This is a genomic window from Oceaniferula spumae (assembly GCF_042849255.1).
Taxonomy (GTDB): domain Bacteria; phylum Verrucomicrobiota; class Verrucomicrobiia; order Verrucomicrobiales; family Akkermansiaceae; genus Oceaniferula; species Oceaniferula spumae.
The window spans coordinates 4,074,069-4,099,232 of record NZ_AP026866.1; the positions used below are offsets into that span (position 1 = coordinate 4,074,069).

Annotated in this window: 24 protein-coding genes; 9 read left to right on the forward strand and 15 right to left on the reverse strand. The window is 52.1% G+C overall.

The window, feature by feature from the left end; all coding sequences use genetic code 11:
* Positions 1-48: 48 nt before the first annotated feature.
* From ACSPJT_RS17390 to ACSPJT_RS17415, 6 genes are all read right to left on the reverse strand, one after another.
* Complete coding sequence (locus tag ACSPJT_RS17390) at positions 49-1,218, reverse strand: hypothetical protein (protein ID WP_435893830.1); 1,170 nt, start codon at positions 1,216-1,218, stop codon at positions 49-51.
* Positions 1,219-1,276: 58 nt separating this feature from the next.
* Positions 1,277-1,969, reverse strand: a complete 693-nt coding sequence (locus ACSPJT_RS17395; RefSeq protein ID WP_435893831.1) for a hypothetical protein — start codon at positions 1,967-1,969, stop codon at positions 1,277-1,279.
* Positions 1,970-2,773: 804 nt separating this feature from the next.
* A complete protein-coding gene (locus tag ACSPJT_RS17400) occupies positions 2,774-3,301 on the reverse strand; it encodes a hypothetical protein (protein WP_435893832.1) in 528 nt (175 codons plus the stop codon).
* Positions 3,302-3,353: 52 nt separating this feature from the next.
* Positions 3,354-5,420, reverse strand: a complete 2,067-nt coding sequence (locus ACSPJT_RS17405) for a hypothetical protein (RefSeq protein ID WP_435893833.1) — start codon at positions 5,418-5,420, stop codon at positions 3,354-3,356.
* Positions 5,417-5,971 (reverse strand): prepilin-type N-terminal cleavage/methylation domain-containing protein, encoded by a 555-nt coding sequence (locus ACSPJT_RS17410; protein ID WP_435893834.1) that lies wholly within the window; start codon positions 5,969-5,971, stop codon positions 5,417-5,419. The genes ACSPJT_RS17405 and ACSPJT_RS17410 overlap by 4 nt, the downstream gene beginning before the upstream one ends.
* Entirely contained in the window at positions 5,968-6,396 is a 429-nt protein-coding gene (locus tag ACSPJT_RS17415; RefSeq protein WP_435893835.1) for a hypothetical protein, read from the reverse strand. Before ACSPJT_RS17415 ends, ACSPJT_RS17410 begins: the two co-directional genes overlap by 4 nt.
* 111 nt (positions 6,397-6,507) lie before the next feature.
* Here ACSPJT_RS17415 and ACSPJT_RS17420 point away from each other — a divergent pair, with 111 nt between their 5' ends.
* Positions 6,508-7,119 (forward strand): hypothetical protein, encoded by a 612-nt coding sequence (locus tag ACSPJT_RS17420; protein ID WP_435893836.1) that lies wholly within the window; start codon positions 6,508-6,510, stop codon positions 7,117-7,119.
* Here ACSPJT_RS17420 and ACSPJT_RS17425 read toward each other — a convergent pair.
* The 6 genes from ACSPJT_RS17425 to ychF all read right to left on the reverse strand — a co-directional run bounded on the left by ACSPJT_RS17425 (position 7,103) and on the right by ychF (position 12,755).
* Positions 7,103-8,152, reverse strand: a complete 1,050-nt coding sequence (locus ACSPJT_RS17425; protein WP_435893837.1) for a hypothetical protein — start codon at positions 8,150-8,152, stop codon at positions 7,103-7,105. The genes ACSPJT_RS17420 and ACSPJT_RS17425 overlap by 17 nt on opposite strands.
* A gap of 28 nt (positions 8,153-8,180) precedes the next feature.
* Entirely contained in the window at positions 8,181-8,474 is a 294-nt protein-coding gene (locus tag ACSPJT_RS17430) for a hypothetical protein (RefSeq protein ID WP_435893838.1), read from the reverse strand.
* Positions 8,475-8,706: 232 nt separating this feature from the next.
* Positions 8,707-9,540 (reverse strand): hypothetical protein, encoded by an 834-nt coding sequence (locus ACSPJT_RS17435; RefSeq protein WP_435893839.1) that lies wholly within the window; start codon positions 9,538-9,540, stop codon positions 8,707-8,709.
* A 60-nt stretch (positions 9,541-9,600) separates the two neighbouring features.
* Positions 9,601-10,461 carry a hypothetical protein gene (locus tag ACSPJT_RS17440; RefSeq protein ID WP_435893840.1) on the reverse strand — a complete coding sequence of 287 codons (861 nt, stop codon included), beginning with the start codon at positions 10,459-10,461 and terminating at the stop codon, positions 9,601-9,603.
* Positions 10,462-10,839: 378 nt separating this feature from the next.
* Positions 10,840-11,202, reverse strand: a complete 363-nt coding sequence (locus ACSPJT_RS17445) for a hypothetical protein (RefSeq protein WP_435893841.1) — start codon at positions 11,200-11,202, stop codon at positions 10,840-10,842.
* Positions 11,203-11,639: 437 nt separating this feature from the next.
* The gene (gene ychF, locus ACSPJT_RS17450; protein ID WP_435893842.1) at positions 11,640-12,755 is read right to left on the reverse strand and encodes a redox-regulated ATPase YchF; all 1,116 of its coding nucleotides are present in this window, start codon (positions 12,753-12,755) and stop codon (positions 11,640-11,642) included.
* 103 nt (positions 12,756-12,858) lie between these two features.
* Between ychF and ACSPJT_RS17455 the strand changes: the two genes are divergently transcribed.
* From ACSPJT_RS17455 to folD, 6 genes are all read left to right on the forward strand, one after another.
* Entirely contained in the window at positions 12,859-13,206 is a 348-nt protein-coding gene (locus tag ACSPJT_RS17455; protein ID WP_435893843.1) for an aspartate 1-decarboxylase, read from the forward strand.
* A gap of 34 nt (positions 13,207-13,240) precedes the next feature.
* Complete coding sequence (secG, locus tag ACSPJT_RS17460) at positions 13,241-13,831, forward strand: preprotein translocase subunit SecG (RefSeq protein ID WP_435893844.1); 591 nt, start codon at positions 13,241-13,243, stop codon at positions 13,829-13,831.
* A 6-nt stretch (positions 13,832-13,837) separates the two neighbouring features.
* On the forward strand, positions 13,838-15,082 hold the full coding sequence (locus ACSPJT_RS17465; protein ID WP_435893845.1) for a rhomboid family intramembrane serine protease: 1,245 nt from the start codon (positions 13,838-13,840) through the stop codon (positions 15,080-15,082).
* 95 nt (positions 15,083-15,177) lie between these two features.
* A complete protein-coding gene (xylB, locus tag ACSPJT_RS17470; protein ID WP_435893846.1) occupies positions 15,178-16,677 on the forward strand; it encodes a xylulokinase in 1,500 nt (499 codons plus the stop codon).
* A 19-nt stretch (positions 16,678-16,696) separates the two neighbouring features.
* On the forward strand, positions 16,697-17,380 hold the full coding sequence (locus ACSPJT_RS17475) for a lysophospholipid acyltransferase family protein (RefSeq protein WP_435893847.1): 684 nt from the start codon (positions 16,697-16,699) through the stop codon (positions 17,378-17,380).
* 11 nt (positions 17,381-17,391) lie between these two features.
* Positions 17,392-18,270, forward strand: coding sequence for a bifunctional methylenetetrahydrofolate dehydrogenase/methenyltetrahydrofolate cyclohydrolase FolD (gene folD, locus ACSPJT_RS17480; RefSeq protein WP_435893848.1), 879 nt, complete (start codon positions 17,392-17,394; stop codon positions 18,268-18,270).
* Positions 18,271-18,299: 29 nt separating this feature from the next.
* Here folD and ACSPJT_RS17485 read toward each other — a convergent pair whose 3' ends face one another.
* Together ACSPJT_RS17485 and tsaD are read right to left on the reverse strand one after the other, a co-directional pair.
* The gene (locus tag ACSPJT_RS17485; protein ID WP_435893849.1) at positions 18,300-19,592 is read right to left on the reverse strand and encodes an OmpA family protein; all 1,293 of its coding nucleotides are present in this window, start codon (positions 19,590-19,592) and stop codon (positions 18,300-18,302) included.
* Positions 19,593-19,707: 115 nt separating this feature from the next.
* Positions 19,708-20,736: a tRNA (adenosine(37)-N6)-threonylcarbamoyltransferase complex transferase subunit TsaD gene (gene tsaD, locus ACSPJT_RS17490; protein ID WP_435893850.1), complete on the reverse strand. Its 1,029-nt coding sequence runs from the start codon at positions 20,734-20,736 to the stop codon at positions 19,708-19,710.
* A gap of 67 nt (positions 20,737-20,803) precedes the next feature.
* Between tsaD and ACSPJT_RS17495 the strand changes: the two genes are divergently transcribed.
* Both ACSPJT_RS17495 and ACSPJT_RS17500 read left to right on the forward strand, forming a co-directional pair.
* On the forward strand, positions 20,804-23,533 hold the full coding sequence (locus ACSPJT_RS17495; protein WP_435893851.1) for a valine--tRNA ligase: 2,730 nt from the start codon (positions 20,804-20,806) through the stop codon (positions 23,531-23,533).
* Positions 23,534-23,608: 75 nt separating this feature from the next.
* Positions 23,609-24,706 (forward strand): DUF4332 domain-containing protein, encoded by a 1,098-nt coding sequence (locus tag ACSPJT_RS17500; RefSeq protein WP_435893852.1) that lies wholly within the window; start codon positions 23,609-23,611, stop codon positions 24,704-24,706.
* A gap of 2 nt (positions 24,707-24,708) precedes the next feature.
* Here the strand turns inward: ACSPJT_RS17500 and dtd are convergent, their stop codons facing one another.
* Positions 24,709-25,161: a D-aminoacyl-tRNA deacylase gene (dtd, locus tag ACSPJT_RS17505; protein ID WP_435893853.1), complete on the reverse strand. Its 453-nt coding sequence runs from the start codon at positions 25,159-25,161 to the stop codon at positions 24,709-24,711.
* Between the last annotated feature and the right edge of the window lie 3 nt (positions 25,162-25,164).

Here is a 25,164-nt window from a genome sequence, read left to right on the forward strand (position 1 = left end):
GTCCCCTAACAAAGGGGACCGGTTCTTTTTGGTTGAGCTGGATTGAACCTACTCGGAAGTGTTCAAGTTGCCTATCACACGCAGGCCTACTTTTTTCACAAGTCCGGAGGACTGTGCCAGCAGGTCAACTCCGAACGGAGTTTCGTGCAGGATTTCCAGAGTGTAAGTTCCGGCTTCTGTGATGAAGTTGTCGAGTCCGGTAAGAGCGTATTGACGATCGCCAGGAACGGAATCATTGAGAATGACGTAGCTGGAGTTAATGATAATCGGATCGCTCGGGTTATCTGTAGGGTTGCCCTTGTAAGCTCGGACGTATGTGGTGCTGGCAGGGTAAAGATCCTTGAGTGCGACTTGGATATCTGGAATGCGGTTATACTCCACGCCAGGTTGGAAGCCTGAGAGAGATCCCTGTGCGATGGGCCAGACCTGAACTTTGGCAGTGCCGAGCATGGAGGGCTCTGCTACACCGTAGTCTGGGTGAGCCATAGCGGTGAAGACTTCCTCGCCAGCCGCGGTTGTGAGATCGTCCGCTTGGATGGATGTAAGACGTGTCTGTTTGGTCAAGCCGTTTTTGTCGATGGTTTGCTGTGGAAGAACAACTGAAAGCAAGCTGTCAAATATACCACCAAGCCCATTTGTGAGGCCACCAAGTAGGCCCCCGCCGTCATCGCCTCCGCCAAGTCCGAGGCCGAGCCCCAGTCCGAGGCCGACTTCTAAATTGTCGTTATTCCAGATGCGATTCGCACTATTCATTGCCTGAGCGTTGCCATATCCATCGGTGGTATCATAGGTGGTTGCTACATGGTTGATGATGATGGACTTCGAACTATCAGGAGCATCCTCATCGTTGGACTTGAGACCCGTCACTTTGTACCTTACTTCGAACGGATGGTCTACGCGGGTGCGTGGAATGGCCTCGTATGGATCAGCACTAGTGATCGTGATCTCTACTTCTGGGTGATAAGAGGAGACGATCTTCTCATCCAGCAGGTATTCGGCACCGGTGGTGCGGTGAATGGTCCAGAGCTGGAACGTGGAGCTAGTCTCAACACCTTTCAGAGCTGTGCCATTACCGACTGGAGTAATGTCATCGATCTTGTGGGTGGTGAGAGGCGCGTTATTTTGAATCTGAATGATAAAGTTCAGATAGTTGGCGCTCTCGTCGTCTGCCTGTACGGCAGAGGTACTGAGTAGCGCAGCGATAAGTAGACGTTTCATAAGGGTGAGGGTTTTTTGGTTAAAATAGGAGGGCGGGGGAACGTCGAACTGAGGATGATTAGTTCTCAATTTTTTCGAAACGAACCAGGGTGATGGAATCCTGCATGTCGTATCCGAAGTGACCTGGGTTACTGTGAGTCAGTTCGGAAACATAGATGACGTCCATTGGTCCGAGGGCAATCTTACCGTTTTTAACATATGGACGAAGATAGCTGGCGACAGATGTCTGGTGCGCGTAACCGGCGGCGACGTTTGGTGGAGTGTCTCCGTTTTTGAGCACCTTGATGTTGCTGGAGTCATTGTAATAGTAGCCGTAGTTGCCGTAATTGAGCTTGGCTGCATAACGGAGTGTCTCTCCCGGTTGTACTACTTTGTTGATCAGGACGGTTTCAGGCTGAACCACGCTTCCGATTCCAGAGAATAGGAACTGCCAACCTCCTGAACCGAATCTCATGTAGGCTTTGGCTGGGTATTGAAGACCGGTTTGATCGGTCATGCCTACACCTACCATGCTGACTTTAACGCGCAGCTTGGTCTTCGGAATGATTTCATCGTCGGGGGTAATGTCCACGACGTCAGTGACAACGGCTGGATATTCGATCTTCCAGCTGAATGTAGGGGCGACTCCCTGACGAACCATCATCTGGTCGATCTTAAGAGTGCCGACAGGAATTGCCGGTGGGGCTTGGTCAGCAAACACAGAAGCCGTAAGAGCAAGGGTGCTTGCCAGTATAATTGATGGAGTCTTCATTGTAAGGAGTGGTTGGGTTTTGATTGGATTCAGAGAAAACTTATAATAAATCTCTCTGGCACGTCGCGACAGTAACAAAAAATATAATCGTGTAAAGTATTTAATGGGTTAAATTATATAAAACCTTACAAATAAGGTAGATGAAGGCTTTCAGGGTGATTAATAACAATAAAATGTGGTTTTTTCAGGGGCAGGTTGCTATTTATTGTAGGAGGGATAGGCGGATTTATAGATATTGTTGGGGTGTGTAGTGGTAAAATTATAAAAACGAACACGATTCGTTTGCTGGATACGCTCATGATTGAAATTTCCAGAGATCGTAAATAATCTGTTCGTAGGAGGGGTTGGCCACCGGTCTTCCTCCAGACCTTCGCCGACAGCCCTTTATCTATCGACAGCTGTTTCGTCTGGATCTGTCGAGATCCAGCGCCTCCGAATTGTCGGTATAAGTATCGCTGTGTGGGGTAATCTGATTGAGAAAGATTCCCGGCCTGTCGTGAAGGACGACGGCATTTCTTCAGCTGTTTGCGTTTATATTTCTAGGTGAACGCTTGCTTAGTCGAAATTTTGCAAGTTGCGCGGCCATTCAGATTTTACATAAAAATAAACGAAGCCAGCTAGCGAGCAAAGTTCATGCTGCCAGCGATGTGAGAGTGTGAAAATCTTTCGTAGACACAAAAAACCCCGATACCGTGAGGTATCGGGGTTGGGTGATTTTCTGAGTCTTTGTGTTTTACTGATAGCTCTAAAATACAGGCCGTTCAGTTGTCTTGTCGGCTTTGGCTATCAAGGAGGGGAAAAGACCTACTTCTCCTCTTCTTCTGGTTTCAGCGCATCGGGTGCTACTGAGATTGGACCTCCAGAACACGTGGCGACGACAACTTTGCCGATGCTTGTGTAGGCCTTGATCGCTTCTGGGCTGACTTTGTCTTTCCCTTGAGCCTGTGTCATGTTCACTGAGTAAAGGTGCAGCCAACCGTGGTTCTTGCGTAGGAACGTTTTCCAGTCGACCAAGTATCCTGACGGAGCCTGGACGACCTTATCTTGCAATTGCTTGGGAACATAAAGCACAGCGCCTTTTGGCACCAGTGTCCACTGACCGTTGTTTGCTAGCAGTGTGGAATTTCCGATTAATGATCTCTTCTTCACTTTCAGAGCAGCCTTTTCTTCCACGGGCGTGAGTTTAGGAGCCTCCTTATCAAGTTCGGCCTTCTTCTTAACGAGGTCGGCATGACTTGGGCGTTTCTTTGGAGTTGGCTTGTCAGCTTCCTCAGCTGAGGCATGTGGGATGAAGAGGCACGTAATAAGTGCGAGAATACAGGTGTTTTTCATGGTGAGAGTTTGGTTAATGGGTTTTCGGATGGATTGAATGATGTTGAAGGTCTTACTCTTCTTCTTCGTCAGATTCTGGGATGTAGGTGGGGTGGATTTCCCTGACCACCACCATCCAGTTCATGATGTTGATCGGAGGTAATGCTGCAGGATGACTAATCGCTTTGAGATCTGCCGAGATGTTGGTAGGGACGACCTGATCCGACATGCCTGATTTGAAATCTCCGATGTGCACGGCATCGGTATTTCCTTTTGCGAGTGATCCCAGCTGACCGTCCACCTCGATTTTCATCGGCGTGGCACTATCGCCATAGCGTTTCTCAGGAGCGAACAAGGAGAGCGGGGGGTAGAAAAGCTCGCCACTTGCCATGGTCATATCTGCGGGCGCTGTGGTGGCGGTCACGTTGACATCGTCCGCGATGATTAAGCGCATATTGGTGACCATTGAGAAACCAGAGGTATAGGCCGTGAGATCCTTCGAATCTAGCAGCATAAGCCCAAGGTCTCCCGCCGAAGTAGGGAACGAAGGTTGGCTGATATTGAGGTTATTGACGTAATCAGGATTCACCGAAAGGCTGTTATTGATATCAAAATGATCGGCATTTTTTGTGGCGAGATAGGCTGCCAGGCGTTCCAAGTAGATGGCTACACATGGATAGCCGGTGGCCGAGTTCTGAACGTGAAACGGAAACGTCTGCCCCTCATCGGAGCCGACATCGGGCCAGTTTGAGCCTTTGGTGAATGTCTCGGTCACCATATATCCACCATACCCGTCATTGGGAACGTCAGCCCAGTATGAGAAGCGTATGGAGGTAGGAGTCTGGTCGGTGGCAGACGTGACGCCAATAATATCGAGGCGCATGCGGCACTGCTTGGCTCCGATGCTGTAATAATCCCACGATGTCGGTGAAATCGCATTGCTGCTGGTGGATGTGCTACCATTGCCATGGAAGCGGTCATAAAACTCCAGTCCCCGGTTGATGGGCACAAAGGAGACTCGGCCGCCATTGGATGCCGAGGAAATGGGAAAGGTTTCACCCTTGGTTTCGCTCAGCTCGCGTGCATTGCTGGCGAATGGATCAGATCCGGCGCTCGTGCCAGTGGTGCTGCCGTTCACGGTGGTGTTGCCTGAGAGTTCGACGCCTTTACGGCTGGAGATTGCCTCGGTGGAGAAGCTGCCTTCGGTTTTTACTCGCTGAGCAAAGATGCCGCCGGAAATATGGAAGTTGGCCCACTCTGTGCCATCTGTGTGAGCTCCCATCGCTGTGTAGGTGGCGCCGTTAATCGGTAACTGAGAGGGGATTTCGTAGAGAGAGATCATGTACTTTTTCTCTCGTGTCGCAATTTTGGTGACTGTATCACTCTGATCCGCAAAAGAGACGGTGAAACCCCACCAGTTATGTTTGGCAATCATGCTGGCGCTGTTCTGGTAGTTGAAATGCATCGAGGGCGCATCCACGATATTATATTGAGGATATTGGGAGTAGTCGGCTCCCACCCAGCCGTCAGCTGAACTGCCGTATTTTTTTTCATAGGAAACGATCGGATACCTACCGTTCATCGAGTGATGCCAGAATGAGCATTCTAGAGGTGGCGGGTAATCGGTAGTGGCGGTATAGTTAGTTCCCGCAGTGACCTGCGAGTAGAAAAAGCCACGATTCCCAGAGAGGTTCGAGATGACGTCGTTCACCGAGAATGTGGTGTTTGCCGTGTTCCCGTTTCGAGCAGTGGGTATGTTAAGATCCGCTATTTTGGTGGTATCCAGAGGGGCATTGGTATTGGATAGTGTCAATGCTTCGCTGAAAATGGTATCCCAAGTCATGGTCTGTCGCGTGCTCCAGTTATACGAATTATCCTGCATGCAGATCATGGCTTTGTTAGGCACGATGTTGGTGAGGGCTCTGAGGAAGGCTTCCTCCCGCTGTTGGTAGTCCGCCCTCAGCATGTGGTCTTTCTGGGTGCCTTGTGACTCAACGGTGTCGTTATACATGGTGATCAGGATCAGCAGTAAGCCGACGCTGACGGTCACTACTGTTAGGATGGAGGCAAAGCCCTTCTGCAATGAGGTATCGCCGAAACGATCACCACTGCGGAGGCCTGTGGAAGTTTGGATTTTCATCGGAGTGTAGTGGTTGAGTAAATGATTTCGGCACCGTTAGGGCCGGTGAGTTTGATGCGGAGCACACCGTTCTCGACGTAAAAGCTGGCACCATTGACTTGACCCGAAATGCGCCAGGCTGGTTCTTCCACGACAGCTAACTGGGCCATCGATTCCAAGTGGTAATAGTTCAGTTCGTTTGCTTCTGAATCGAAAGCAATCACGCCAAAGCTGTCGGGCTGGTCTGCTGTGCCCGAGAACTGGAGTGCCAAGACCGAGGCATTCGTAATGGTAGAGTTAGAGCCACTTTCTGCATCGGTGAGCGTGGGGTAAAGTCGGAAAAAATTAGCACGTGAGACGATGCGGTTCAGTGTGTTGTTCACTTGCGGTGCCTCATGAATCAGGAAATTCTGCGTATTGATGATTTGGTAGGTCGTCAGCTGATGGTTGAACAAGGTGAGCGACATCACTGCGATCATTAACCCTACGATAATGACGGTCGTCATCTCGATGAGAGTGAAGCCTCTGCGGGTCAATGCAGAGCCAGTGGTGCTGGATAAGTGAGTCTTCATTGGGTTCTGACTACGGTTCTGGATTTTACATAAGTCTGATCACCAATCTGATAGGTCATGTGGCTTTCCAGCCTCCACGATTCCATCTCTGCCGGATTGGTTGTGGTGGTTCCGGTTCCTCCAGCAGTGGAAAGATTGTTTGGATCGGCAATTCGGGTGCGGACGACCGTGGCGTTGATCGCGTTGCCTCCCGGAAGTTTGCCTATTTCCACAGTCGTGCTGGTGCTGTCCGGATATACCGGCCAAGGCGAGGTATTGCTGGTGATCGTCTCGAAGCTCACCCTTTCAGCGTAGGCTTTTTCATAGCTGATGTAGGCGTCAGAAATATTCTGATGCAGCACCCACTGACGCGGCGCGATAAGATCGATGGTGCTCTTGAAGACAACCATGCCGATCGCTGTGAGAAGTGCCAGGGCTACAGTCATCTCGATCAGCATGCTCCCTCTGCGTAATCGTTTTCCCAGTGGCTGGTGCCTTGAGCTGCCCTGTTTTAGGAACTTGCCTTGCGAGGGAATGAAGTTATCCTGACTATCGATATGACCAAACCGATCGGGCGTCAGACAATTAAGAGGCGATGGTTCTGCCGTCTTGTTCCGATCATTTCGTTGATGGTGTTCAGTCTGGGAATTGGCGGCGCCTCCGCTCAGGCGATTTTGGCCCCTCCCTTTGGAATGCAATGGGGGGATAATCCTGACAAGATTCTCGACTGGGCTCAGGCGAAGAAGCTCGATGTCGTGATTAAGATTCCCGGGCAAAATCCCGAGCTTCGGGAGCTGCGTGTTACCGCTACCGAAGGCTCCCTGCCGGGGATTCAGGCTTTTGCTTTGGAGGCGCGTTATCATTGGGGAAAATTATTTGAGGTGACGTTGCATTACGGGGCTCCGGAGATGAAACCGGATGATGTGAAAGCTTCGTTTTTAAAATTGAAAGATTCGATGGCGTTGAAACACGGAAAGTTGGTCTTGAATAATAAGCAGGACAAAAAGGGAGGGGGATTTCTAAGGGAGTCTGAGTCTTATCACGTGGAACCGGTAAAGGGGTTGTTGTTACTAATGGCTTATACTGAAGTGAAGGATGAAATCAGGAAGAAGCAGTCTGCCCGCTTCTCCCTGATGTATCGCAATGAGAATATTATTCCGAAGAAATGACCGAGCCTTTCATTTCGATGGTGCGGTCAACGTAGAAGGTCACCCAAGCGAGTCGCTCTGGAGCGCGGTTGTCAAATGGGGTAACCGTGATGACCTCAAGTGTGTAAGTGCCATCATCCACAGCATAGCTGTCCCAGTTTCTCACGAGGATCTGCCCATCTTGGGGGACGATCGAATTGTAGACGATCTCAGCTCCGGCAATTTGAGTGCCCGTGGTGCCTAACGCTTGTGATCCCTTGTAAATCTGAACGGTCGTCTTGCTGTCCGGGTATAGGTCTGTCAGATTAATTGTTAGGTCAGGGAGTGAACGAGTGATTTTGACATTAGGATCGATTCCCGTGATTTCAACGTCAGCAATCGGCCAAACTTGAATGCGACCTGAGGCGATCTGGAGCCAGTCAAGATCGGCATCAGGGAGCGCATAGGCTCTGAAGATTTCTTCGCCACGTTCTTTGAAAAAGACTGGGCTTGTTAGCTTGGTCATGCCTGTTCGTTGCAGATCAGAATTCTCAACAATGAAGAAGTCATCGTTAAGCACCTCCTCAGCTGTGCCATCTGTCGGAGCTCGGTCTAAGACATCGTCGTATTTCAAAGTTGACTGTTCAAAGTAGACATTGAGAGCGGCTTCCGGCACACCCTCTCCGGGAGTGAGCAATCCCTTCACATTGACATCCACGGTAAAAGGCTCATCGGCCCGGGTGCGTGGTGTTAGGTGTGGATCTTCGCTGGTAATGGTGATGGTGGCTTCCGGAGTATACGCGGCCACATATTTCTCATCGAGTAGATAGATGGTTTCATCTGGTTCGAGCCCCTTGGCGTAGAGGGCGTAAGTTGAGCCTGAAGGGCCAACAGGCATGGGTGATATTTGTTCGCCGTTTTTGCTGCCAGGTTCTTCTGGGCCGGCAACATAAACTTGATAGATCAGGCCACTGTCGAGATCGACTTGCTCGATGAAGTCGACCGAAGCGGACGCTGATATGTTGAGTGCTATCAGCATACCTGTGATAGCGGTTTTTTGTTGAATAAGTTTCATGATGAAATGGTTTTTGTTTGTGAGTTAACTACTCAGCTTCTGTTGTAGCTGAGACGACTTTTTTACTTTTCGGTGGGATCACCGAGACAGGGTGACCGCGGTAAAGGGCGACCACCACACGGTTCAGTTTGCTAAATTGTTCCAAGGTTCCTTTGGGCAGGGGTTTGATCCCCTTGGCTTGGTCCAATGTGACCTCATAAGTCCAGATCCACTGTTGATTGCGGAGCTTGAAAAAGGGCCATAATACAAATTTTCCTGAGGGTTTCTCAACCACTCGGGTTTTCAATTTATCTGGTAGAAAAAGAATGCTGTTCTTAGGCACGATACAGTGCTCTCCCCGATTGCTCAGAATATGAGAGTTTTTGTAAAGTGAGGTGTGCTTGACTGTAACAAGGGGTTTCCTAGCTGCCGATGGCTCATTCTGAGCTTTTTTTTCGGCAGTAGGTTCAGCGCACAGCGGAGCAAAACAAAGGCAATATAAGACGGCCGATGTTTTCGTTAGATTTCTTTTTCCAAGCTTCATAACTGGTTGGTGTTGTGAGAACTTTAGCTAATTAAGGGTTGCTGTTCTTGGTCTTGCTCATAGCTGAGCCTCCACCGTGGCCCTCGTCATCTTCGGCTACGCCGTCGCCGTCGTAATCGGTATCGTAATAGCCCTTGGCAGCCCATTTGGCGGCGCTTTTTCCAGGGTTGCTGCTGTCAATGCCATCGACGTTGTTACCGTGACCGTTGTTGCTTTTTCCCTCGCCGCTGTTTGATGATTCGTTCTCAGTTTCAGGTGGGATAACTACCTCTTCAGTGGTGCCCGCTCCCTCAAGACTTTTGGTGATGAACCATTGCAGGGTGGGGCGACCTCCATCACGGACATAGTGTGGCGCGATCAGAGTGCCGATGGGCGTTGGTGGTGCCTCAAGAGCGGAGCCAATGATGGTGATGTAGTCACCAGCCCCGATCATGTTGGTGCTCAGGGTGAAAGAAGGAGTAATACTCTGCTCCGTGAGGATGATGGGCGATGAGAAGTTATGAATGATGCGGCCAGTCGAATCATTAATATTATGAGCTGTTTGGTTTTTGGATACGATAGTTTGCCCATTGATCTTGGCGGTGAGACTTGTTGCTCCCGGAAACTGGGCATTACCGGTTTTGTAAGACAACTGGCCGTTGCCCTTGACCTTGCCTCCGTCAGGAACACCAGCATAGAGATGATATTCATAACCGTTGATGATGTATTTCCAATAGGTGCCCAAGTTCTGGCTCCAGTCTTTGGATAGGTTGGTCGTAACGTAGGGACTATCCATCCCAGGTGCCACGAAGGTAAGGTCCGCGTAGGCGGGTGCCATCGCAGCCGCGATAAGTGTACAGCCGATGATGCTTTTGTTAGCTTTCATTTTTTATTGTTTTGGTTGTGTATGTGTTTGGGTTGTGGGGCTGACTTATTTGGGGAAATTTCAGAGTGAGGGGTTAGAACCGGGCAGTTGCAGCCATGGGCCATCGGGCACTTCATGGTCTTCGACGAATTTCCAAGCGACTCGATAACCGCTTCGAATGCCGAGGAAGTCTCGGATGGAGGGACTGATATCGATGCCGGCATTCCCATTGGGGTTTGGCTTTGGTGCGTGCCCTTTGAATACGTATTCCCAGTCATCGGTAGAGAACGGGCCACAATCTTCCCACTGGGCGTAACAAACTTTTCCGCGATAATGAATGGCCACCCAGCGGCCCTTGCAGACCGAGGACCAAGCTCCTCGATAGGACCTCCAGAACCAAGGGATCACCTTCGATGCTTCCGGGTGATGGTTTCCGCCAGGCGCGATATCGTTATAGGGTAAGGCGATGTAAAAAGGATTGAGCTTGGGTGTGAATCCCACGGGGTGATAACCATTCCTGCGTCCAGGATGATCGACGCCGCCGAAGTTGTCCTGCCAGTTGGGGTCCCAGGAGCTGGCATTGTTGGGAGTCGGATTCCGTTCACTCGGTTTTTCACCTACCCAGAAAACGGTTGCGGTAATGCCGCGGCGCCATGAAAGCTTTACCTCTGCCCATGGATCCGGTGCTTCATCGTGAATCACCATGGCCTTGGGCGGTGTCTGGAAAGGGCTGATGATGTCCGGTATGGCCATGCGCCGGTCTTGAATGAATCGTTGATGCAAGGCATCCGCGCGCTGCTCGATTCCAAATTCAGCTTCCAGAGGGACATACTGGGCATGCACAGTTACGCTTACCAGGCAAAGGCCTGCAGCGATGACTCTGCAGCCGACAAGTGTCCTTGCCGCCTGTCGTATCCCGAAATGGATCGATGCGATAGTCATGGAGAGCTTTTGATAAAGCCGTTCTTATTCGTGTAAGGGTGTCTTGTTAGGACGGTAAGGGTGGTGGCGTTGTAAGTGCCGTTATCCGAAAATTTAGAACCTGTTAGTATCCACCGAGGGCGAATATATATTGATGGTATGAATTCCCAGACACTTGAGTATCTCTAATAGTAACGAAAACTCAAGCATATTATATTAAAAATCCATGAGGGTTTGGCGTGTAATTCATTCATATAGAGCATTTGTTTTTAAAAATAGGTGGTCTTGAGGTGTCTTGATGTACAAGAAAAACCCTCCCTAGATTGAATAGGGAGGGTTCCGGGTGGTGCAGATGCCTGAATTGGCAGCACTAAAATTTATAGGTCAGTGGGCGAACGGCTAATTCTTCTGAGCGATTTTGTTGGATTTGCTCGAGGCGTTCGTCAGTTGGGTCGATTGAAAAGCGTCCTTAAGTCCTTGGATCTCTTGCTGTTCTGGCTCTGGAACGTGAACAGGCTCCGTGTTGGGCACGCTCCGATCGCCTTCGTTAGCCGCTTGTGCGGTGCTCGATGGGTTGGTTGAAGCGCTTGATGTGTTTTGTGTTGTGGCTGGAGTCTCGCTGGTTAGCTCCGGGTTGATCGAGGCTGGGGCATCAGTAGGGGTGCGCTTGCTTCCGGGAACACCGTCTGCAAACAGCATTGGAATTGATAAAATCAGCGCCAGGATCACTGATTGCGCTACGATGTTATCGATAATTTTCATGGCAAGAGGTGGGGATGGGGGTTGGGGGTGTTGGGCTAAGCTCGACTTGGTAAATTGTATTTTTATTTCGTCCCGCTCAGATGAAAGTCACATTAACTAAAAATTACAGGAGAGCAATACTTTATTTATAAAAAAGCATTTAAATGGTGGGTCGGTCACAGGTGATAGGCGTCTTTTATCGTAATTACATGTTAAGTTATATTAATTAAATGCCTTCTAAAGCCTGATTTTAAGGCATTTTCCAAACGTTGTTTCAGCCAACAGCGCCGACAAACCACAGGTGAAAGAGATTTCACCACGAGCATGCATGTGGCTAGACAAGTGGCCACATCGGCTTCTTTTGGAGCGGTAGGGCCCCTTCAAGCGTCATTCACAGAGCTCTACTGATAAGTAGAGGGTGAATTTATAGAGCGATGATTACTCTCGCTCTGATTATTTTAAACGTTGAAGCGGAATTCAACGACGTCGCCGTCTTTAACGACGTATTCCTTGCCTTCAATCCGCAGCTTGCCTGCTTCTTTGGCGGCAGTTTTGGAACCGGCCGCTACCATGTCCTCATAAGCACAGACTTCGGCGGCAATGAATCCTCGTTCGAAGTCGCCGTGGATGACTCCGGCGGCGGCAGGTGCCTTGTCGCCTTCGCGAATAGTCCAGGCGCGAGTTTCCTTTTCGCCACTAGTAATATAAGTGCGCAAGCCAAGGAGGTGGTAAACTGCACGGATCAGAGTGGAGACTCCGGAGTCTTCGATTCCCATATCGGCGAGAAATTCTTTCGCTTCTTCAGCATCGAGCTCCACGAGTTCCTCTTCGATGCGGGCCGAGATGACAGTGGCCTCGGCATTGTGGGAAGCTGCGGCATATTCACGCACCTTGGCGACTAGCGCATGGCCGTCCGGATTTTTCTGGGTTTCGGCCAGTTCGTCTTCAGAGACATTGCAGGCGAAAATGGTGCGTTTCGAGCTAAGTAGGAAGAAGTCGCGCAGGGTGATCTGCTCGTCCTTGCTGAGTTCGAGGGTGAGCGCAGGTTTGCCCTCGTCGAGGTGGGGTAACAGCTTTTCGATCAGTTCGAGTTCCTTCTTGGCTTCCTTGTCTCCGCTCTTGGCTTTTTTAGCGCGTGATTCTTTGCGTTTCACCAAGGCTGCCATGTCGGCGAGGATCAGCTCGGAATTGATGATTTCAATGTCGCGAATGGGGTCGACGCTGCCGAGTTCGTGAATGATGTCGTCATTTTCAAAACAACGCACCACCTGCACGATGGCATCCACCTCACGGATATTCGCTAGGAATTTGTTACCGAGGCCGGCTCCTTCTGACGCGCCCTCCACAAGTCCGGCGATATCGACGAACTCGATCGCAGCAGGAATGATCTTCTGGGTCTTGCTGATTTCGGCCATCACGTTCAGGCGTTCGTCTGGGACGGTGACGACTCCGACGTTTGGATCGATGGTGCAAAATGGATAGTTGGCAGCCTCCGCATTGCGTGTGCGGGTGACAGCATTAAAGAGTGTCGACTTGCCGACATTGGGTAGTCCTACGATTCCTGCTTTGAGCATGCGCGGGGAAGTAGTGGGGAATGCTGACAATTGCAATTTGTAAATTTTCCAATTTGCGAATTTGAAATTTGACCTTCGCGTCCATCGCGGCTTGTTTGCGCCCATGCAGCACGTGCTATTAAAATCAAAAATCCACCGCGCCTGTGTCACGGTCGCGGATATCGAATACGAAGGAAGTATCGAAATCCCGTCTGATCTCATGGAAGCCGCAGGCCTCTGGGAAGGTGAGCGCGTGCTCGTGACCTCTGCTTCCAAAGGGGGACGGCTGGAAACCTACGCGCAGGCCGGAACTCCGGGGACTGGTAAAATCATCATGAATGGCGGCGCCGCGCACATTATTAAAGCGGGCGAGCGTATCACCATCATGGCCTTCGCGATCTCGGAGAATCCTATTTTAGCCAAGAAGATCGTTTGCGACGAAAACAACGAGATCATCCGCCGAGTTAATTAAGTTCGCCCTGCGATTCCTTGTTGACGACCGCTAAATGCGCGAAAAAAGCGGTAAAACCCGCAAATCGCGTCTTTACAAGGCGGAATCACTTCACCATATTCCCGCGCCCATGACACCTGTAATTGCTGCCAACTGGCTCAACATTTCCATTAACCTCCTGTTGGTGATCCACGTGATCATCTGTCTTCTGCTCGCTCTCGTAGTGCTGATGCAGCGTCCCAAGCAGGAAGGTCTCGGTGCCGCGTTTGGTTCCGGTCTTACCGATCAAGCCTTTGGTGCCCGCACCACAGACGTCCTTCAGAAAGGCACGGTCTATCTTGGCACGCTGTTTTTTGTCATCACCCTGGTTCTCGCCATCCTCATCGGCAAGCGTCAGAACATCACCCATGACATGAAGGATGACTCCACGGATAAAACCGAAGAAGTTTCTCCTGTGGAAGTTCCCCAGCCTCTGGAAAACGATGCTCCAGTGGAAATGCCTGAAACAGATGATGCTGCACCTGCTGGTGAAGCGCCGAGCGAGGGAACTACTCCTACTCCTCCAGTCACCCCTCCGGCTGCACCGCCTGAGAGCACTCCCGCACCACCTGCAGTCGATCAGCCTGATGCTGGTAGCGAGCAATAAGTTCCATTGGCCGGACCGACCAGTGCTGACGGAGATCATCCGGAAGACATTCCGGCATGGGCACGCGAGGATGCGTTTCCTCTCAAACCCACTGGTTCCGATTTCGGGCTAATCGATCCGAAAGGCGGCGAGCACTTCGCCACGAATGCCGCTGACCTGGCGCAAAAGGTGGCGCAATTTCGTGGCGGTATCGATCTGGTGTGGACGCCGGATTCACCACGTCTAGTCGTGCCTGAGGCTGTGCCGGCATTGCACCAGTCGTTGAGACAGCGGCAGGAAAAATTTGCCGCCAACGACATTAGTGACGGTCGCCGGATGTCATTGGTATTTGGAGCGGCCGTTCTCTGGACGGGTTTTGCGGCTTGGAAAAATCATGGTGAAGATCTGCACGCGCTCTATTCCAGCCAACATACTGGTTTGGCGGCGTTGCTGTTGTTCATTTTCGGCCTCCTGCCGCTTTATGAAGGTTGGAAAACGCGCCGTCGACTGACGAACACCAAACCCGAGGATCTGAAAGATGAGATTCCCGAGGCTCAGTTTGACTCTTGGTTACAACGCCGAAAAGTGCCGGTGACCTATTTTTTGTTAGGGTGCCTAGCGCTGGTGGGGCTCGCGCAGCTATATGTCGACTGGGGTTCTGCTGGAATGAAACCCTCGATTCTCCGGGCCGGGTTGCTGAAATTGCAGGCGTTGAATTATCCTGAGATATCCAATGGTGGCGCGTGGTGGCGGATGATGACGGCTCCGATGCTGCACGGCTATATCGTGCACTTGTTGATGAATGCCGGGGGTATTTTATATTTGGGACGTCGAACCGAGACCTTGGCTCGATGGCCGCACCTGCTGATCGTATTTGCCATGTCAGCATGGATCGGCGGTGTGGCTTCCTTCTATTGGATGCCTAATTCGGTGGCAGTGGGGTCATCTGGTGGTTTGATGGGGCTGTTAGGGTTCATGCTGGTCTTTGAAAAGATGCATGCCCGACTGGTTCCAAAGCCAGCGCAACGGCGGCTTTTGGCTGGTATTGTGCTGATGGTGATCATCGGCTTACTCGGCATGAGTTTCATTGATAACGCCGCTCACGCCGGTGGCCTGTTAGCAGGGATGATGTATGCGGGTATCGTATTTCCTCGCTCGGCTTCCTTTCACCGTCCTGACACGATGCTGCGAGACAAGGTGGTGGGTGGTTTTGTGGCGCTCATGATTATCGTTGTGACATGCTTCACCATCCAGCAGGTGCTGGGGATGTAGGATGTGAGAAATATCATACGCAGGCTTGTCAAAAAGCCATCTGCTGGCATGAATAAAGGGGCTGGCAGTAGCCGGACCTCTCGACGAAATCACTTATGTACGTACTCGGCATCGATACTGGCACTCAGAGCACAAAGACCGTTGTCTTTGATCTGGAAAAAGCGGCTGTTGTTGCCCAAGCGTCAGAAGCCTACGAGATGATCGAAGGCTTGCCCGAAGGGCACCGCGAGCAGGATCCTGCATTGTGGATCAAGGCGGTCGATAGCACGGTCCGTAGTTGCTTGAAGCAACTGGGAGATGATGTCTCACGTGTCGCAGCCATCGGTGTCAGTGGACAACAACATGGCTTGGTGGTGTTGGATTCCGAAAATCGGATCATCCGTCCTGCCAAACTCTGGTGTGATACTTCCACCACTGAGCAATGCGATGAGATTGCCCGCGCATTCGGGGGATCACCCGGCCTGATCGAGTTAGCAGGGAACCCTATTCTTCCTGGCTACACTGCTTCCAAGATCCTTTGGCTGAAACAGAACGAGCCGCAGAATTTCCAACGGATCGAAACGATTCTGTTGCCTCACGACTTTATCAATTACTGGCTGACCGGCGTCAAACGCATGGAGCCGGGCGATGCCTCAGGCACCGGACTTTTTGATGTGCGCAACCGCTGCTGGAGTCATGAACTCATCGATTTCATTGATCCGATGCTGCATCAGGCCCTGCCACAGATCGGTTCATCCCGCGATGTGTTAGGTCCCATCCGGCCAGAGTTGGCTACAGCATGGGGGCTTGGTTCCCATGTGTTAGTGAGTGCCGGAGGTGGCGATAATATGATGGGCGCCATCGGCACCGGCAATGTTACCGAAGGCCAGGTCACTGTTTCCCTAGGAACCAGCGGCACAGTCTTTGGTGTCAGTGATCAGCCTTTGATCGATCCACAAGGTGAGGTGGCAGCATTCTGTGATTCCACCGATAAGTGGTTGCCTCTGGTCTGCACGATGAATGCAACGGTGGTTACCGAAGCTGTTAGGAAACATTACGGCTGGGATCATGAGCGGATGGAAAAAGAAGTCGCGTCCGCAACAATGGGGGCGGAGGGGCTGATGATGCTTCCATACTTGCAAGGTGAACGCACACCGGGCCTACCTGATGGCTGTGGCGTAATTCACGGTCTGAACATGACTAACTTTACTTCCGCAAACATGATGCGGGCTGCCATGGAGGGCGTTAGCCTCAGCCTTGGTTACGGAATGCTGAGGCTCAATGAACTTGGCCTGGAAGCGACATCCGTTCGTCTAACAGGTGGTGGTTCCAGGAGTCCGGTATGGCGGCAAATGCTTGCCGATGTCTTCGGCTTACCAGTGGTGGGTTTACAGACTGATGAAGGTGCAGCTCTGGGCGCGGCACTTCAGGCCGCGGTCGGATTCTTCCACCACAGCGGTGAAAGCCTGAGCTACGAAGAGATCATTAGCTACGCGGTGAAACCCGATGAGGAAACGCTCTGCGAGCCAGACGAATCACGCCACGAGTTTTACCAAAACTTGTTATCACGACAGCAATATTTAGTGGAGACTCTTCATATTCCAGGATTCCTCTAACATCTCCCCATAGATCAAGATGAGCAAAGGATCTGACATCAGGGGAACATGGAAACAACGGCTTGCTGGGAAAGTGGTGACCGTCTTAATTCGTCTGTTAGGTCTGACCCTGCGCTGCCGGTTAGAGGATCCGCATGGCATCAGGCAGCTAGCTCAGCCAGGTGTTCCGGTGATTTGGATCTTTTGGCATAATTGCCTGATAGCGGCCCCTCTCAACAAAGTGAAGTTCAGTGGCAGAGCTCCTGCCAGCGCGCTAGCCAGTGCTAGTAAAGACGGAGCGGTGATCGAGTCCGTAGTGAGCAGTTTCGGGGTGAAAACGGTTCGGGGATCGAGCTCTCGTCGTGGGGTTGCCGCGTTAATTGCGTTGAAAAAAGCACTCAAGGCAGGGGAGCAACTATTTGTGACTCCTGATGGTCCCCGTGGACCGCGCTATCATCTTCAGCCTGGGATTGTGAAGCTGGCTCAGTCGTCCGGCGCTCCCATCTTGCCTGTGCGATTTACCTTTTCGTCCTGCTGGCGACTGAAGAGTTGGGACCGATTTCGCATTCCCAAGCCATTTAGCTCAATCACTATCCATCTCGACCAGAAGATCGATATCCCATCTAAATTAGACGAAAATACTTTTGAATCCCACCGACGAAAAGTTGAAGATACTCTGCGTCAAGGTGTGGATGATCTCCCTGAACAAGAACCTGTTTCCTAATAAAAAATTATATGAGCAATATCATTGATGGCAAATCCGTCGCCGAGAAGGTGCTGGCCGAATGTGGTCAGGAAATCGAAGATCTGAAAAATCAGGGAATCATTCCCGGTCTCGCAGTGGTTCTGGTGGGAGACGATCCAGCATCTAAAGTTTACGTCGGTTCCAAAGTTCGCAAATGTGCTGAGTTAGGTCTCCACTCCCGCAAGATTGAGTTGCCCTCGAATGCGACCCATCAACAGGTTCTGGATGTAGTCAATGAGCTGAATGCGGACCCTAAGATTCACGGTATTTTGGTGCAATCACCACCGCCACCGCAGATCGATGAAGACGCCATTGTTAGGGCGATTGATCCAGCTAAGGACGTCGATGGATTTCACCCCGAGAATGTGGCAAAGCTCGCCCTCGAGGACAGCTCAGGATTCGTGCCCTGCACACCCGCTGGCTGCATGCGCTTACTCAAGGAGGCTGGTGTGGAAACTTCCGGCGCAGAGGCCGTGGTCATCGGTCGCAGCATGATTGTGGGCAAGCCCATGGCGCTCTTACTGATGAGCAAAGAGGGTAATGCTACGGTCACCGTCGCGCATTCGCGCACCAAGGATCTGGCAGAGGTTTGTCGCCGTGCGGATATTATCGTCGCCGCGATCGGTCGACCTGAGTTTGTCACCGCCGATATGGTCAAGGATGGTGCCGCAGTCATCGACGTGGGCATCAACCGTGTTGAAGACGCATCCGCCAAACGTGGCTACCGTCTGGTCGGCGATGTCGCTTATGATGAGGTTGCCCCCAAGTGCTCGGCAATCACTCCCGTGCCTGGAGGCGTCGGCCCGATGACGATCGCGATGTTGATTTCCAACACCATCAAGGCAGCGAGGCAGAGCCAAACATCTTGACTCTGCGCACTGCGCTATTGATGCAATAACTACTTCTGGATCTCCCAAACCTCGCAGATCTGATTGGCTGCGTTGTCTGTGGTTGAAAATCGGTTAGTTTGTCCAAGGTAGACAGCTTTGACCTGCTGGCCGCTGTCCTTGAGTGTGTTCACCACTGAGGCAACCGTAGTTGCGCGCTTGGCTGAGAGTTCACGGTTACTAACAGCATCGCCCGTTTTGGAGGCGTAACCGACGACGAGGAAAAAGCTCTCTGTGTTTTTTTGCTGGGAAATGGCTTCACGAATCAAAGCTTCACGATCAAATGGCACCTGTGAGGTGCCAGTGGCAAATTCCTGACGATGCACAATGCGCGCATTCAAGGTTGATCCGATGCTCTGGTAGGCGGCAGCGAGTTGCTGCGGATTGGTGTCTTCGAGGGTGCGCAGGCGTTCGAAGAGGGCTGCTGCTTCAGCGGGCAAGTCTTTGTGTGACTCGATGAAGAGACGGGTGCGGTCCAACTGGGCGCGGAGGCTCTGGATTTCGTAACGTTGCTGGCTTACTTGCGGACGTATTTTTTCGAGCTCGGCCACGACGTCGTTATACTTGTCCCGATCTACCGTGTTTTTCTGGGATTCGAGAAGGCCGTCGACTTGAAGTTCCAGTTTCTTGGCGTTTGCGATGCTGGCGTCGAGTTGTTTGTTCAGGCTTGCGAGTTGCTCATTGGTCGGGCGGGTTTGAAATTCGCCGAGTTGTTTGCGGAGCATCACGGCTTGGTTCTCAGCAATCTTAAGGTCGTTTTGCAGTCGGGTGACTTCGGCACTGGAATTTGCGGCTTGGGCCAGCTGCTTTTGCAGTGACGCGATTTGTCCGTAGAGTTGCTGTGAATTCTGGGATCGAGCGGCGAGTTCGCTTTCCAGCTTTCGTAATGTCTCGTCCTTGCTCGCCAGTTCTTTTTCCCACTGGCCGGTCAGAGCAGCGAGGGAAGTGGCGTCGCGTTGTAGACGATCAGCCATGCTGCGTGCGCTGCTGGCACCTTCCGGAAGAGGTGGAAGCCCTTTGCTCAGACGGGCGGCATTGGCATCAGCTCTTAACTGGGCGTTGCGGGCCTGAAGTTCGGTGATGTCAGACGAGTCATCTTTGGAGAAGAGCCCTTTGCCATTCATCGAGAACATCAGCATGATAAAAAGTAACGCCACGACGAGAATGATGAGCGCGGTAGTCAGCGATTGATTAGAGCCGGATTTGACAGGAGCCGCGGCCACGGGGTGATCCATAGGAAGAGGCTCGGCGGCAGGCACGTTGTGCGCTGGGGTTTGTGGTAATGGTTGGTCTTTTTTTTCCATGGTGGGAAGGTGTGGGTCGTTAGGTGTGGGCGGAGGTTTAGCGGTTTTTCTGATCGAGTGCAAGGGTCCTGTTCACCCTCAGATGGCCAATACCATCATGAAAAAGGGGTGTTTTCTAGGCTTGAGCCAGCTTCAAATTGGGATTGATGTCCTCGTGGAGGCTGGAGTGCTGACCTCTCAGGTGGCTGTGTAATGCGACAAATCCGATCATAGCCGCATTATCAGTGGACAGTGCCGGAGGGGCGATCAATAGCTCGAATCCATGCTGGTCGCAGGTCTGCTGCATTGCCGACCGCAATGTTTTGTTGCAAGAAACACCCCCAGAGAGACTGATCAGCTTTTCTCCGCATTGCTGGGCTGCGAGCATGGTTTTAGCCACAAGAACATCGATCACCGCCTGCTGGAATGAGGCGCAGAGATCGGGAATAGCCTCGGAAGGAGCCCGGCCTTGTTCTGGGTCGAGTTTTTCCAGCTGGTACAGTACCGCCGTTTTCAGTCCAGAAAAGGAGAAATCCAGCCCGTCTTTCATCATCGAACGCGGAAAATTGAAGGCTGTAGGTGAGCCATCGAGCGCCTGTTTTTCAATCTCCGGTCCGCCAGGGTAGGGGAGACCAAGCATTTTTCCGACCTTGTCGTAAGCTTCTCCCGCCGCATCATCTCGGGTGCTTCCCAACAGCTTGTAATCACCGAAGTCACGCATGTGAATCAACAGCGTGTGTCCACCGGAAACGATCAGTGCGAGATTGGATTTGAGTTCGGGAGCTTCCAAGAATGGCGAAAGCAGATGTCCCTCCATGTGATTGACGGAAATAAACGGTTTGCCCGTGGCCACCGACAGGGATTTGGCGGTGGTATTTCCGACTAACAAAGAAGAAGCCAGTCCTGGCCCTGCCGTGGCACCAAAGGCATCGATATCATCAATTTTCAGCCCTGCATCCTCCAGCGCGATCTCGATCAGTGGTCGGAGGTGAAGCGAATGGTTCCGGCTCGCCAGCTCCGGCACGACTCCTCCGAACTCACGGTGGATGTCGATTTGCGAAGAAATCTCAGACGCCAGCACTTCCACTCGGCCCTCGTCATGGCGCAGAATTGCCACCGCTGTTTCATCACAGCTGGATTCAATGGCGAGGATCGTCGTCGGCATGCGGTTTTATTTAGACAGGATTCACAGGATTCACAGAATTTTCTTCCGCGGCGAGCGGAGTTTGAACATGGAGATTAACGCACCGCAACTTCCTTTGCCATTTACAAAAGTAACCACCTTTGGCAGAACCCGCGCCATGTCCGAGCTTCCCAAAGCCTACGAACCCCAAGCGGTTGAAAAAAACTGGTATGCCGCCTGGTTGGAAAACCAATGTTTCAGCGCCGATCCCTCCTCCGAGAAGGAAGGCTACTCCATTGTCATTCCTCCGCCGAACGTCACCGGCATTCTGCACCTCGGACATGTTTTAAATAACACCATCCAAGACATTCTCGCCCGCCGCGCACGTCAGGAGGGTAAGGAAGTTCTCTGGCTTCCCGGCACCGATCACGCAGGCATCGCCACCCAGACCAAGGTGGAGAAACAGCTCCGTGAGGAAGAAGGAAAGACCCGTCGCGACGTTGGCCGCGAGGCATTCCTCGAACGTGTCTGGGACTGGAAAGACAAGCATGGCGGCATCATCATCCAACAGTTGAAACGCCTCGGCTGTTCCTGCGACTGGGACCGCGAGCGCTTCACCATGGACGAGGACTACTCAGACCAAGTGTCCGAGGTATTCAGCAAGCTTTTCAACGACGGTCTGATTTACCGTGGCAAGCGCATGGTCAACTGGTGCCCGGTTTCCCTCACCGCCCTCTCCGACGAGGAGGTGATTTCCAAGCCGCAGCAATCGAAACTTTACTTCATGAAATACGAACTCGTCGATGCGCCCGGCGAGTATATGGAAATTTCCACCACCCGACCCGAAACCCTCATGGGCGATGTCGCCGTGGCCGTGAACCCGAATGACGAGCGCTACACCGCACTCATCGGCAAGAAAGTGCGTCGCCCATTCCCAGCCGCTGAAATCCCCATCATCGCGGACGACCACGTCGATGTAGAGTTCGGAACCGGTGCCCTGAAAATCACCCCAGCTCACGATAAGGCAGACTTTGAAATCGGCCTGCGTCACGATCTCGAAATCATCGATACCCTGCATGCCGATGGTACGATCAACTGCCCGGACTGTCCGGACCTCGACGGACTCGACCGCTTTGTCGCCCGTAAAAAAGCCGCCCAGAAACTCGAAGACCTCGGCCTGCTCATCAAGGTGGAGGAATACGAGAACAACGTTGGCTACTCCGAGCGCGCCGACGTGCCGATCGAGCCACGCATTTCCATGCAGTGGTTCCTCAAATACCCTGCCACCGAGGAAACCGCCGAGGCAGTTGCCAAGGGGGATATCCAATATCGCCCCGCACGCTGGGCAAAAACGCACGCCAACTGGATGGACAATATTCAGGACTGGTGCATCAGCCGTCAGCTTTGGTGGGGTCATCAGATTCCGGTTTGGTATCGGAAGGAAAAATCCGAAGCCCTGCTCGCCGCCGAGTCGTTAGATGTGGCCGATATGCAGGCCGACGATATTTACGTTGGTGCCGAGCCACCATCCGACCCAGAAAACTGGGTGCGTGACGAAGACGTGATGGACACCTGGTTCAGCTCATGGCTGTGGCCCTTCGCCACGATGTCTGAGGAAGAGCAGAAAAAATTCTACCCGACCACTGACCTCGTCACCGGACCGGACATCATCTTTTTCTGGGTCGCCCGCATGATCATGGCCGGCTTCTACTTCAAGCAGGAGATCCCATTCAAAAACGTCTTCTTCACCTCCATCATCCGCGACAACCAAGGTCGGAAGATGAGTAAACAGTTAGGAAATTCACCTGATCCGCTCGATCTCATGGACGAGTATGGTGCCGATGGCCTGCGTTTCGGACTTCTTCGCACAGCTCCTGTCGGCGCCGATGTTAGATTCGACGAAGCCCTCGTCGCCGAAGGCCGTAACTTCGCCAACAAGCTCTACAACGCCTGCCGTTTCCGTCAGATGAGCGGCGTGGACGCAGTGAGCAGTGATCTGTTATCAGACATCAGTGGCTTGCGCCCGTATCATATCGATATTGCGCGTAAAGTGGATCAGCTGGCTGTGAATCAGGAGAAGGCTTACGCTGAATACAAATTCAACGAAGTCGGCCAGCAGCTCTACGATTTCCTCTGGAGTGAGTTCTGCGACAAGTTCCTCGAAGCTGTCAAAGGAGACCTCCGTGACTCCGCCTCTCCCGAAGCCCGTGAGACCACCATCGCCGTATTCGATGCCGTCATGAGCCGCTACCTCCAGCTGCTGCACCCCTACATGCCGCACATCACCGAGGAGCTTTCCGCTCGTATGGGCTACGTTTCCAAAGGTGAATTCCTGATACAAAAAGCTCTACCATCCAACGCGCTGGTGAGTGGCCAAGAAGATGCCGCCGTCCAAGCCGAAGCTATCTATGCTACAGCCGGTCGCATGCGTAACCTCAAGGCAGAATACAACGTCGGCGCTCGCAAGGATGTGAAATTTATCATCATCAAAGCCACCGATTGGCTAGCTGCTGAAGCCGATGTGCTCGGTCTACTCGCCGGTGGTGAAATTGAGATCCTCGACAGTTACGATGCTCCCAAAGGAACCCCCGCCGCAGTCACCGACGTCGGCGAGGTTTACCTGCCGCTGGAAGGACTGATTGATGTCGAAGCCGAAAAATCCCGACTCGACAAAGAAATCGCCAAAGTCGAAATCGAAGTCAAAAAATGCGACGGCAAACTCAGCAACTCCGCCTTCGTGGACAAAGCCCCTGCCGAACTCGTCGACCGCGAAAAAGCCCGACGCGAGGAGTGGAGTCAAAAGCTCAGTCAGCTCCAAGAAATGCGCAGCGCACTTTAGCCGAAAACGAAGCATTGATAAGGTGCTTGTCAGCATCTATTGACTAGTTAGGTTCAATCACAGATTCCTTCTTTTATGCCCAAACTTCAGGATATTTCAGATCTACCCAGCGAGGCCGCTGAACTGCTGGAGGCGGTGGGGTATCTGGATGCCGAGGATTTGGCAGAGGCAAATCTATCGGACTTACACAGCGAGCTAGTCAAAGCTAACAGCAAGCTCCACATTCTCTCCGAAAGTCCTGACCAAGAAACTGTCGCCGAATGGCAGTCACTGGTCACAGGGAGTCCACCTGCACCCGTCGAGGCCGAAGTCACGGCACCTGTCGAGGAAACAGAACAGGAGCCAGCACCTGAGGAGACCGAGGAAGAAGCTGTGGTCGCTCCAGAACCGGCAGCCACAGTTAAGCAGTCTGCAGGTGTCACAAATTTTGAAGAGGATCCTGAGGTCATCGAAATGTTGGCCATTTCTCCGGAAGCAGTCCCGCTCCCAGGGGCTCTGATCAAACGCAACAAATTAGCTGTCGCGGATATCCCCGAGGGAATTTTGCTCACGGAATGTGAAGGCGAAGTAGAAATCAATGTTCTTACGACTTCGCGCATGTCTGAAGCCCAGCGCAAGGCTGAGGATGCCAAACGCACCGGCCTGATGACCTCTCGCATCCGAGGCTTCGATCAGGTCAATAATGACGATCACGTGGTGAAACCTCTCGATCGTGGTGAGAAGCGTGAAAGTGTCTCCGTCAGCGAGGGGCTCAATGCCGGTCTGAATCCCGAGTCGCGGCGTTTTGTGCGCGGAGTGCTACACCCGGATCCGATCAGTGTCCGGACTTCCGCTTTTTTCGCTCTGCTGGTTCAGTTGTTTCTCGCAGCCAACTTGATAGGTATTCCTTGGTTGTTGATCCACGAGCACCTAAGCGGCGACAGCATGCTGTGGTGGGTCGTAGGTATTTCCAGTGGCTTACTGCTGTCGGCCCTCTGTTATCTTTTCTGGGGTCTCAGCGCGCGTTGCAGAGTTTGTGGCCAGCGACAGTTTGCTCCAAAGAAATGTCTGAAAAATAAAAAGGCGCACCACATTCCGCTGATCGGATATATTTTACCGACGGCCGTTCACGCGCTCTTCTACAAATGGTTCTATTGCACCTATTGTGGCACGGCTGTTAGGCTCAAAAAATAGGCCTACTCTCTCGCCTGGGAATCCATCGTGATGGTTACTGGGCCATCGTTGATCAGGGCGACTTGCATGTCCGCTCCAAACTCGCCACTAGCACAGGGTTTACCCAATTCCACAGCCGCAGTTTCAAGAAATTGCTCGTAAAGAGGGATCGCGGTTTCGGGACGCGCCGCTTTGATGAAGGACGGTCTGTTTCCTTTTTTAGTGCTCGCATGAAGGGTGAATTGGCTCATGACTAACAGCTCCCCATCAACGTCCTTCAGACAACGGTTCATCTTGCCTTCGTCATCAGGGAAAATTCTCATCTTGGTGATTTTGCCCACCAACCAGTCGATATCCTCAGAGGTATCGTTCTCAACGATACCTAGCAGAATTAAAAACCCCTTGCCGATATTACCAGAAACTCGACCGCCAATCGTGACGCTCGCCTCGGAAACTCTCTGAATTACTACGCGCATTTT

What these genes read in the sequence shown, in the direction of transcription:
- ACSPJT_RS17390 (WP_435893830.1), bottom strand. Translation starts at nt 1,218, where the DNA reads ATGAAACGTCTACTTATCGCTGCGCTACTCAGTACCTCTGCCGTACAG.
- ACSPJT_RS17395 (WP_435893831.1), bottom strand. Translation starts at nt 1,969, where the DNA reads ATGAAGACTCCATCAATTATACTGGCAAGCACCCTTGCTCTTACGGCT.
- ACSPJT_RS17400 (WP_435893832.1), bottom strand. Translation starts at nt 3,301, where the DNA reads ATGAAAAACACCTGTATTCTCGCACTTATTACGTGCCTCTTCATCCCA.
- ACSPJT_RS17405 (WP_435893833.1), bottom strand. Translation starts at nt 5,420, where the DNA reads ATGAAAATCCAAACTTCCACAGGCCTCCGCAGTGGTGATCGTTTCGGC.
- ACSPJT_RS17410 (WP_435893834.1), bottom strand. Translation starts at nt 5,971, where the DNA reads ATGAAGACTCACTTATCCAGCACCACTGGCTCTGCATTGACCCGCAGA.
- ACSPJT_RS17415 (WP_435893835.1), bottom strand. Translation starts at nt 6,396, where the DNA reads ATGACTGTAGCCCTGGCACTTCTCACAGCGATCGGCATGGTTGTCTTC.
- ACSPJT_RS17420 (WP_435893836.1), top strand. Translation starts at nt 6,508, where the DNA reads ATGACCAAACCGATCGGGCGTCAGACAATTAAGAGGCGATGGTTCTGC.
- ACSPJT_RS17425 (WP_435893837.1), bottom strand. Translation starts at nt 8,152, where the DNA reads ATGAAACTTATTCAACAAAAAACCGCTATCACAGGTATGCTGATAGCA.
- ACSPJT_RS17435 (WP_435893839.1), bottom strand. Translation starts at nt 9,540, where the DNA reads ATGAAAGCTAACAAAAGCATCATCGGCTGTACACTTATCGCGGCTGCG.
- ACSPJT_RS17440 (WP_435893840.1), bottom strand. Translation starts at nt 10,461, where the DNA reads ATGACTATCGCATCGATCCATTTCGGGATACGACAGGCGGCAAGGACA.
- ACSPJT_RS17445 (WP_435893841.1), bottom strand. Translation starts at nt 11,202, where the DNA reads ATGAAAATTATCGATAACATCGTAGCGCAATCAGTGATCCTGGCGCTG.
- ychF (WP_435893842.1), bottom strand. Translation starts at nt 12,755, where the DNA reads ATGCTCAAAGCAGGAATCGTAGGACTACCCAATGTCGGCAAGTCGACA.
- ACSPJT_RS17455 (WP_435893843.1), top strand. Translation starts at nt 12,859, where the DNA reads ATGCAGCACGTGCTATTAAAATCAAAAATCCACCGCGCCTGTGTCACG.
- secG (WP_435893844.1), top strand. Translation starts at nt 13,241, where the DNA reads ATGCGCGAAAAAAGCGGTAAAACCCGCAAATCGCGTCTTTACAAGGCG.
- xylB (WP_435893846.1), top strand. Translation starts at nt 15,178, where the DNA reads ATGTACGTACTCGGCATCGATACTGGCACTCAGAGCACAAAGACCGTT.
- ACSPJT_RS17475 (WP_435893847.1), top strand. Translation starts at nt 16,697, where the DNA reads ATGAGCAAAGGATCTGACATCAGGGGAACATGGAAACAACGGCTTGCT.
- folD (WP_435893848.1), top strand. Translation starts at nt 17,392, where the DNA reads ATGAGCAATATCATTGATGGCAAATCCGTCGCCGAGAAGGTGCTGGCC.
- ACSPJT_RS17485 (WP_435893849.1), bottom strand. Translation starts at nt 19,592, where the DNA reads ATGGAAAAAAAAGACCAACCATTACCACAAACCCCAGCGCACAACGTG.
- tsaD (WP_435893850.1), bottom strand. Translation starts at nt 20,736, where the DNA reads ATGCCGACGACGATCCTCGCCATTGAATCCAGCTGTGATGAAACAGCG.
- ACSPJT_RS17495 (WP_435893851.1), top strand. Translation starts at nt 20,804, where the DNA reads ATGGAGATTAACGCACCGCAACTTCCTTTGCCATTTACAAAAGTAACC.
- ACSPJT_RS17500 (WP_435893852.1), top strand. Translation starts at nt 23,609, where the DNA reads ATGCCCAAACTTCAGGATATTTCAGATCTACCCAGCGAGGCCGCTGAA.
- dtd (WP_435893853.1), bottom strand. Translation starts at nt 25,161, where the DNA reads ATGCGCGTAGTAATTCAGAGAGTTTCCGAGGCGAGCGTCACGATTGGC.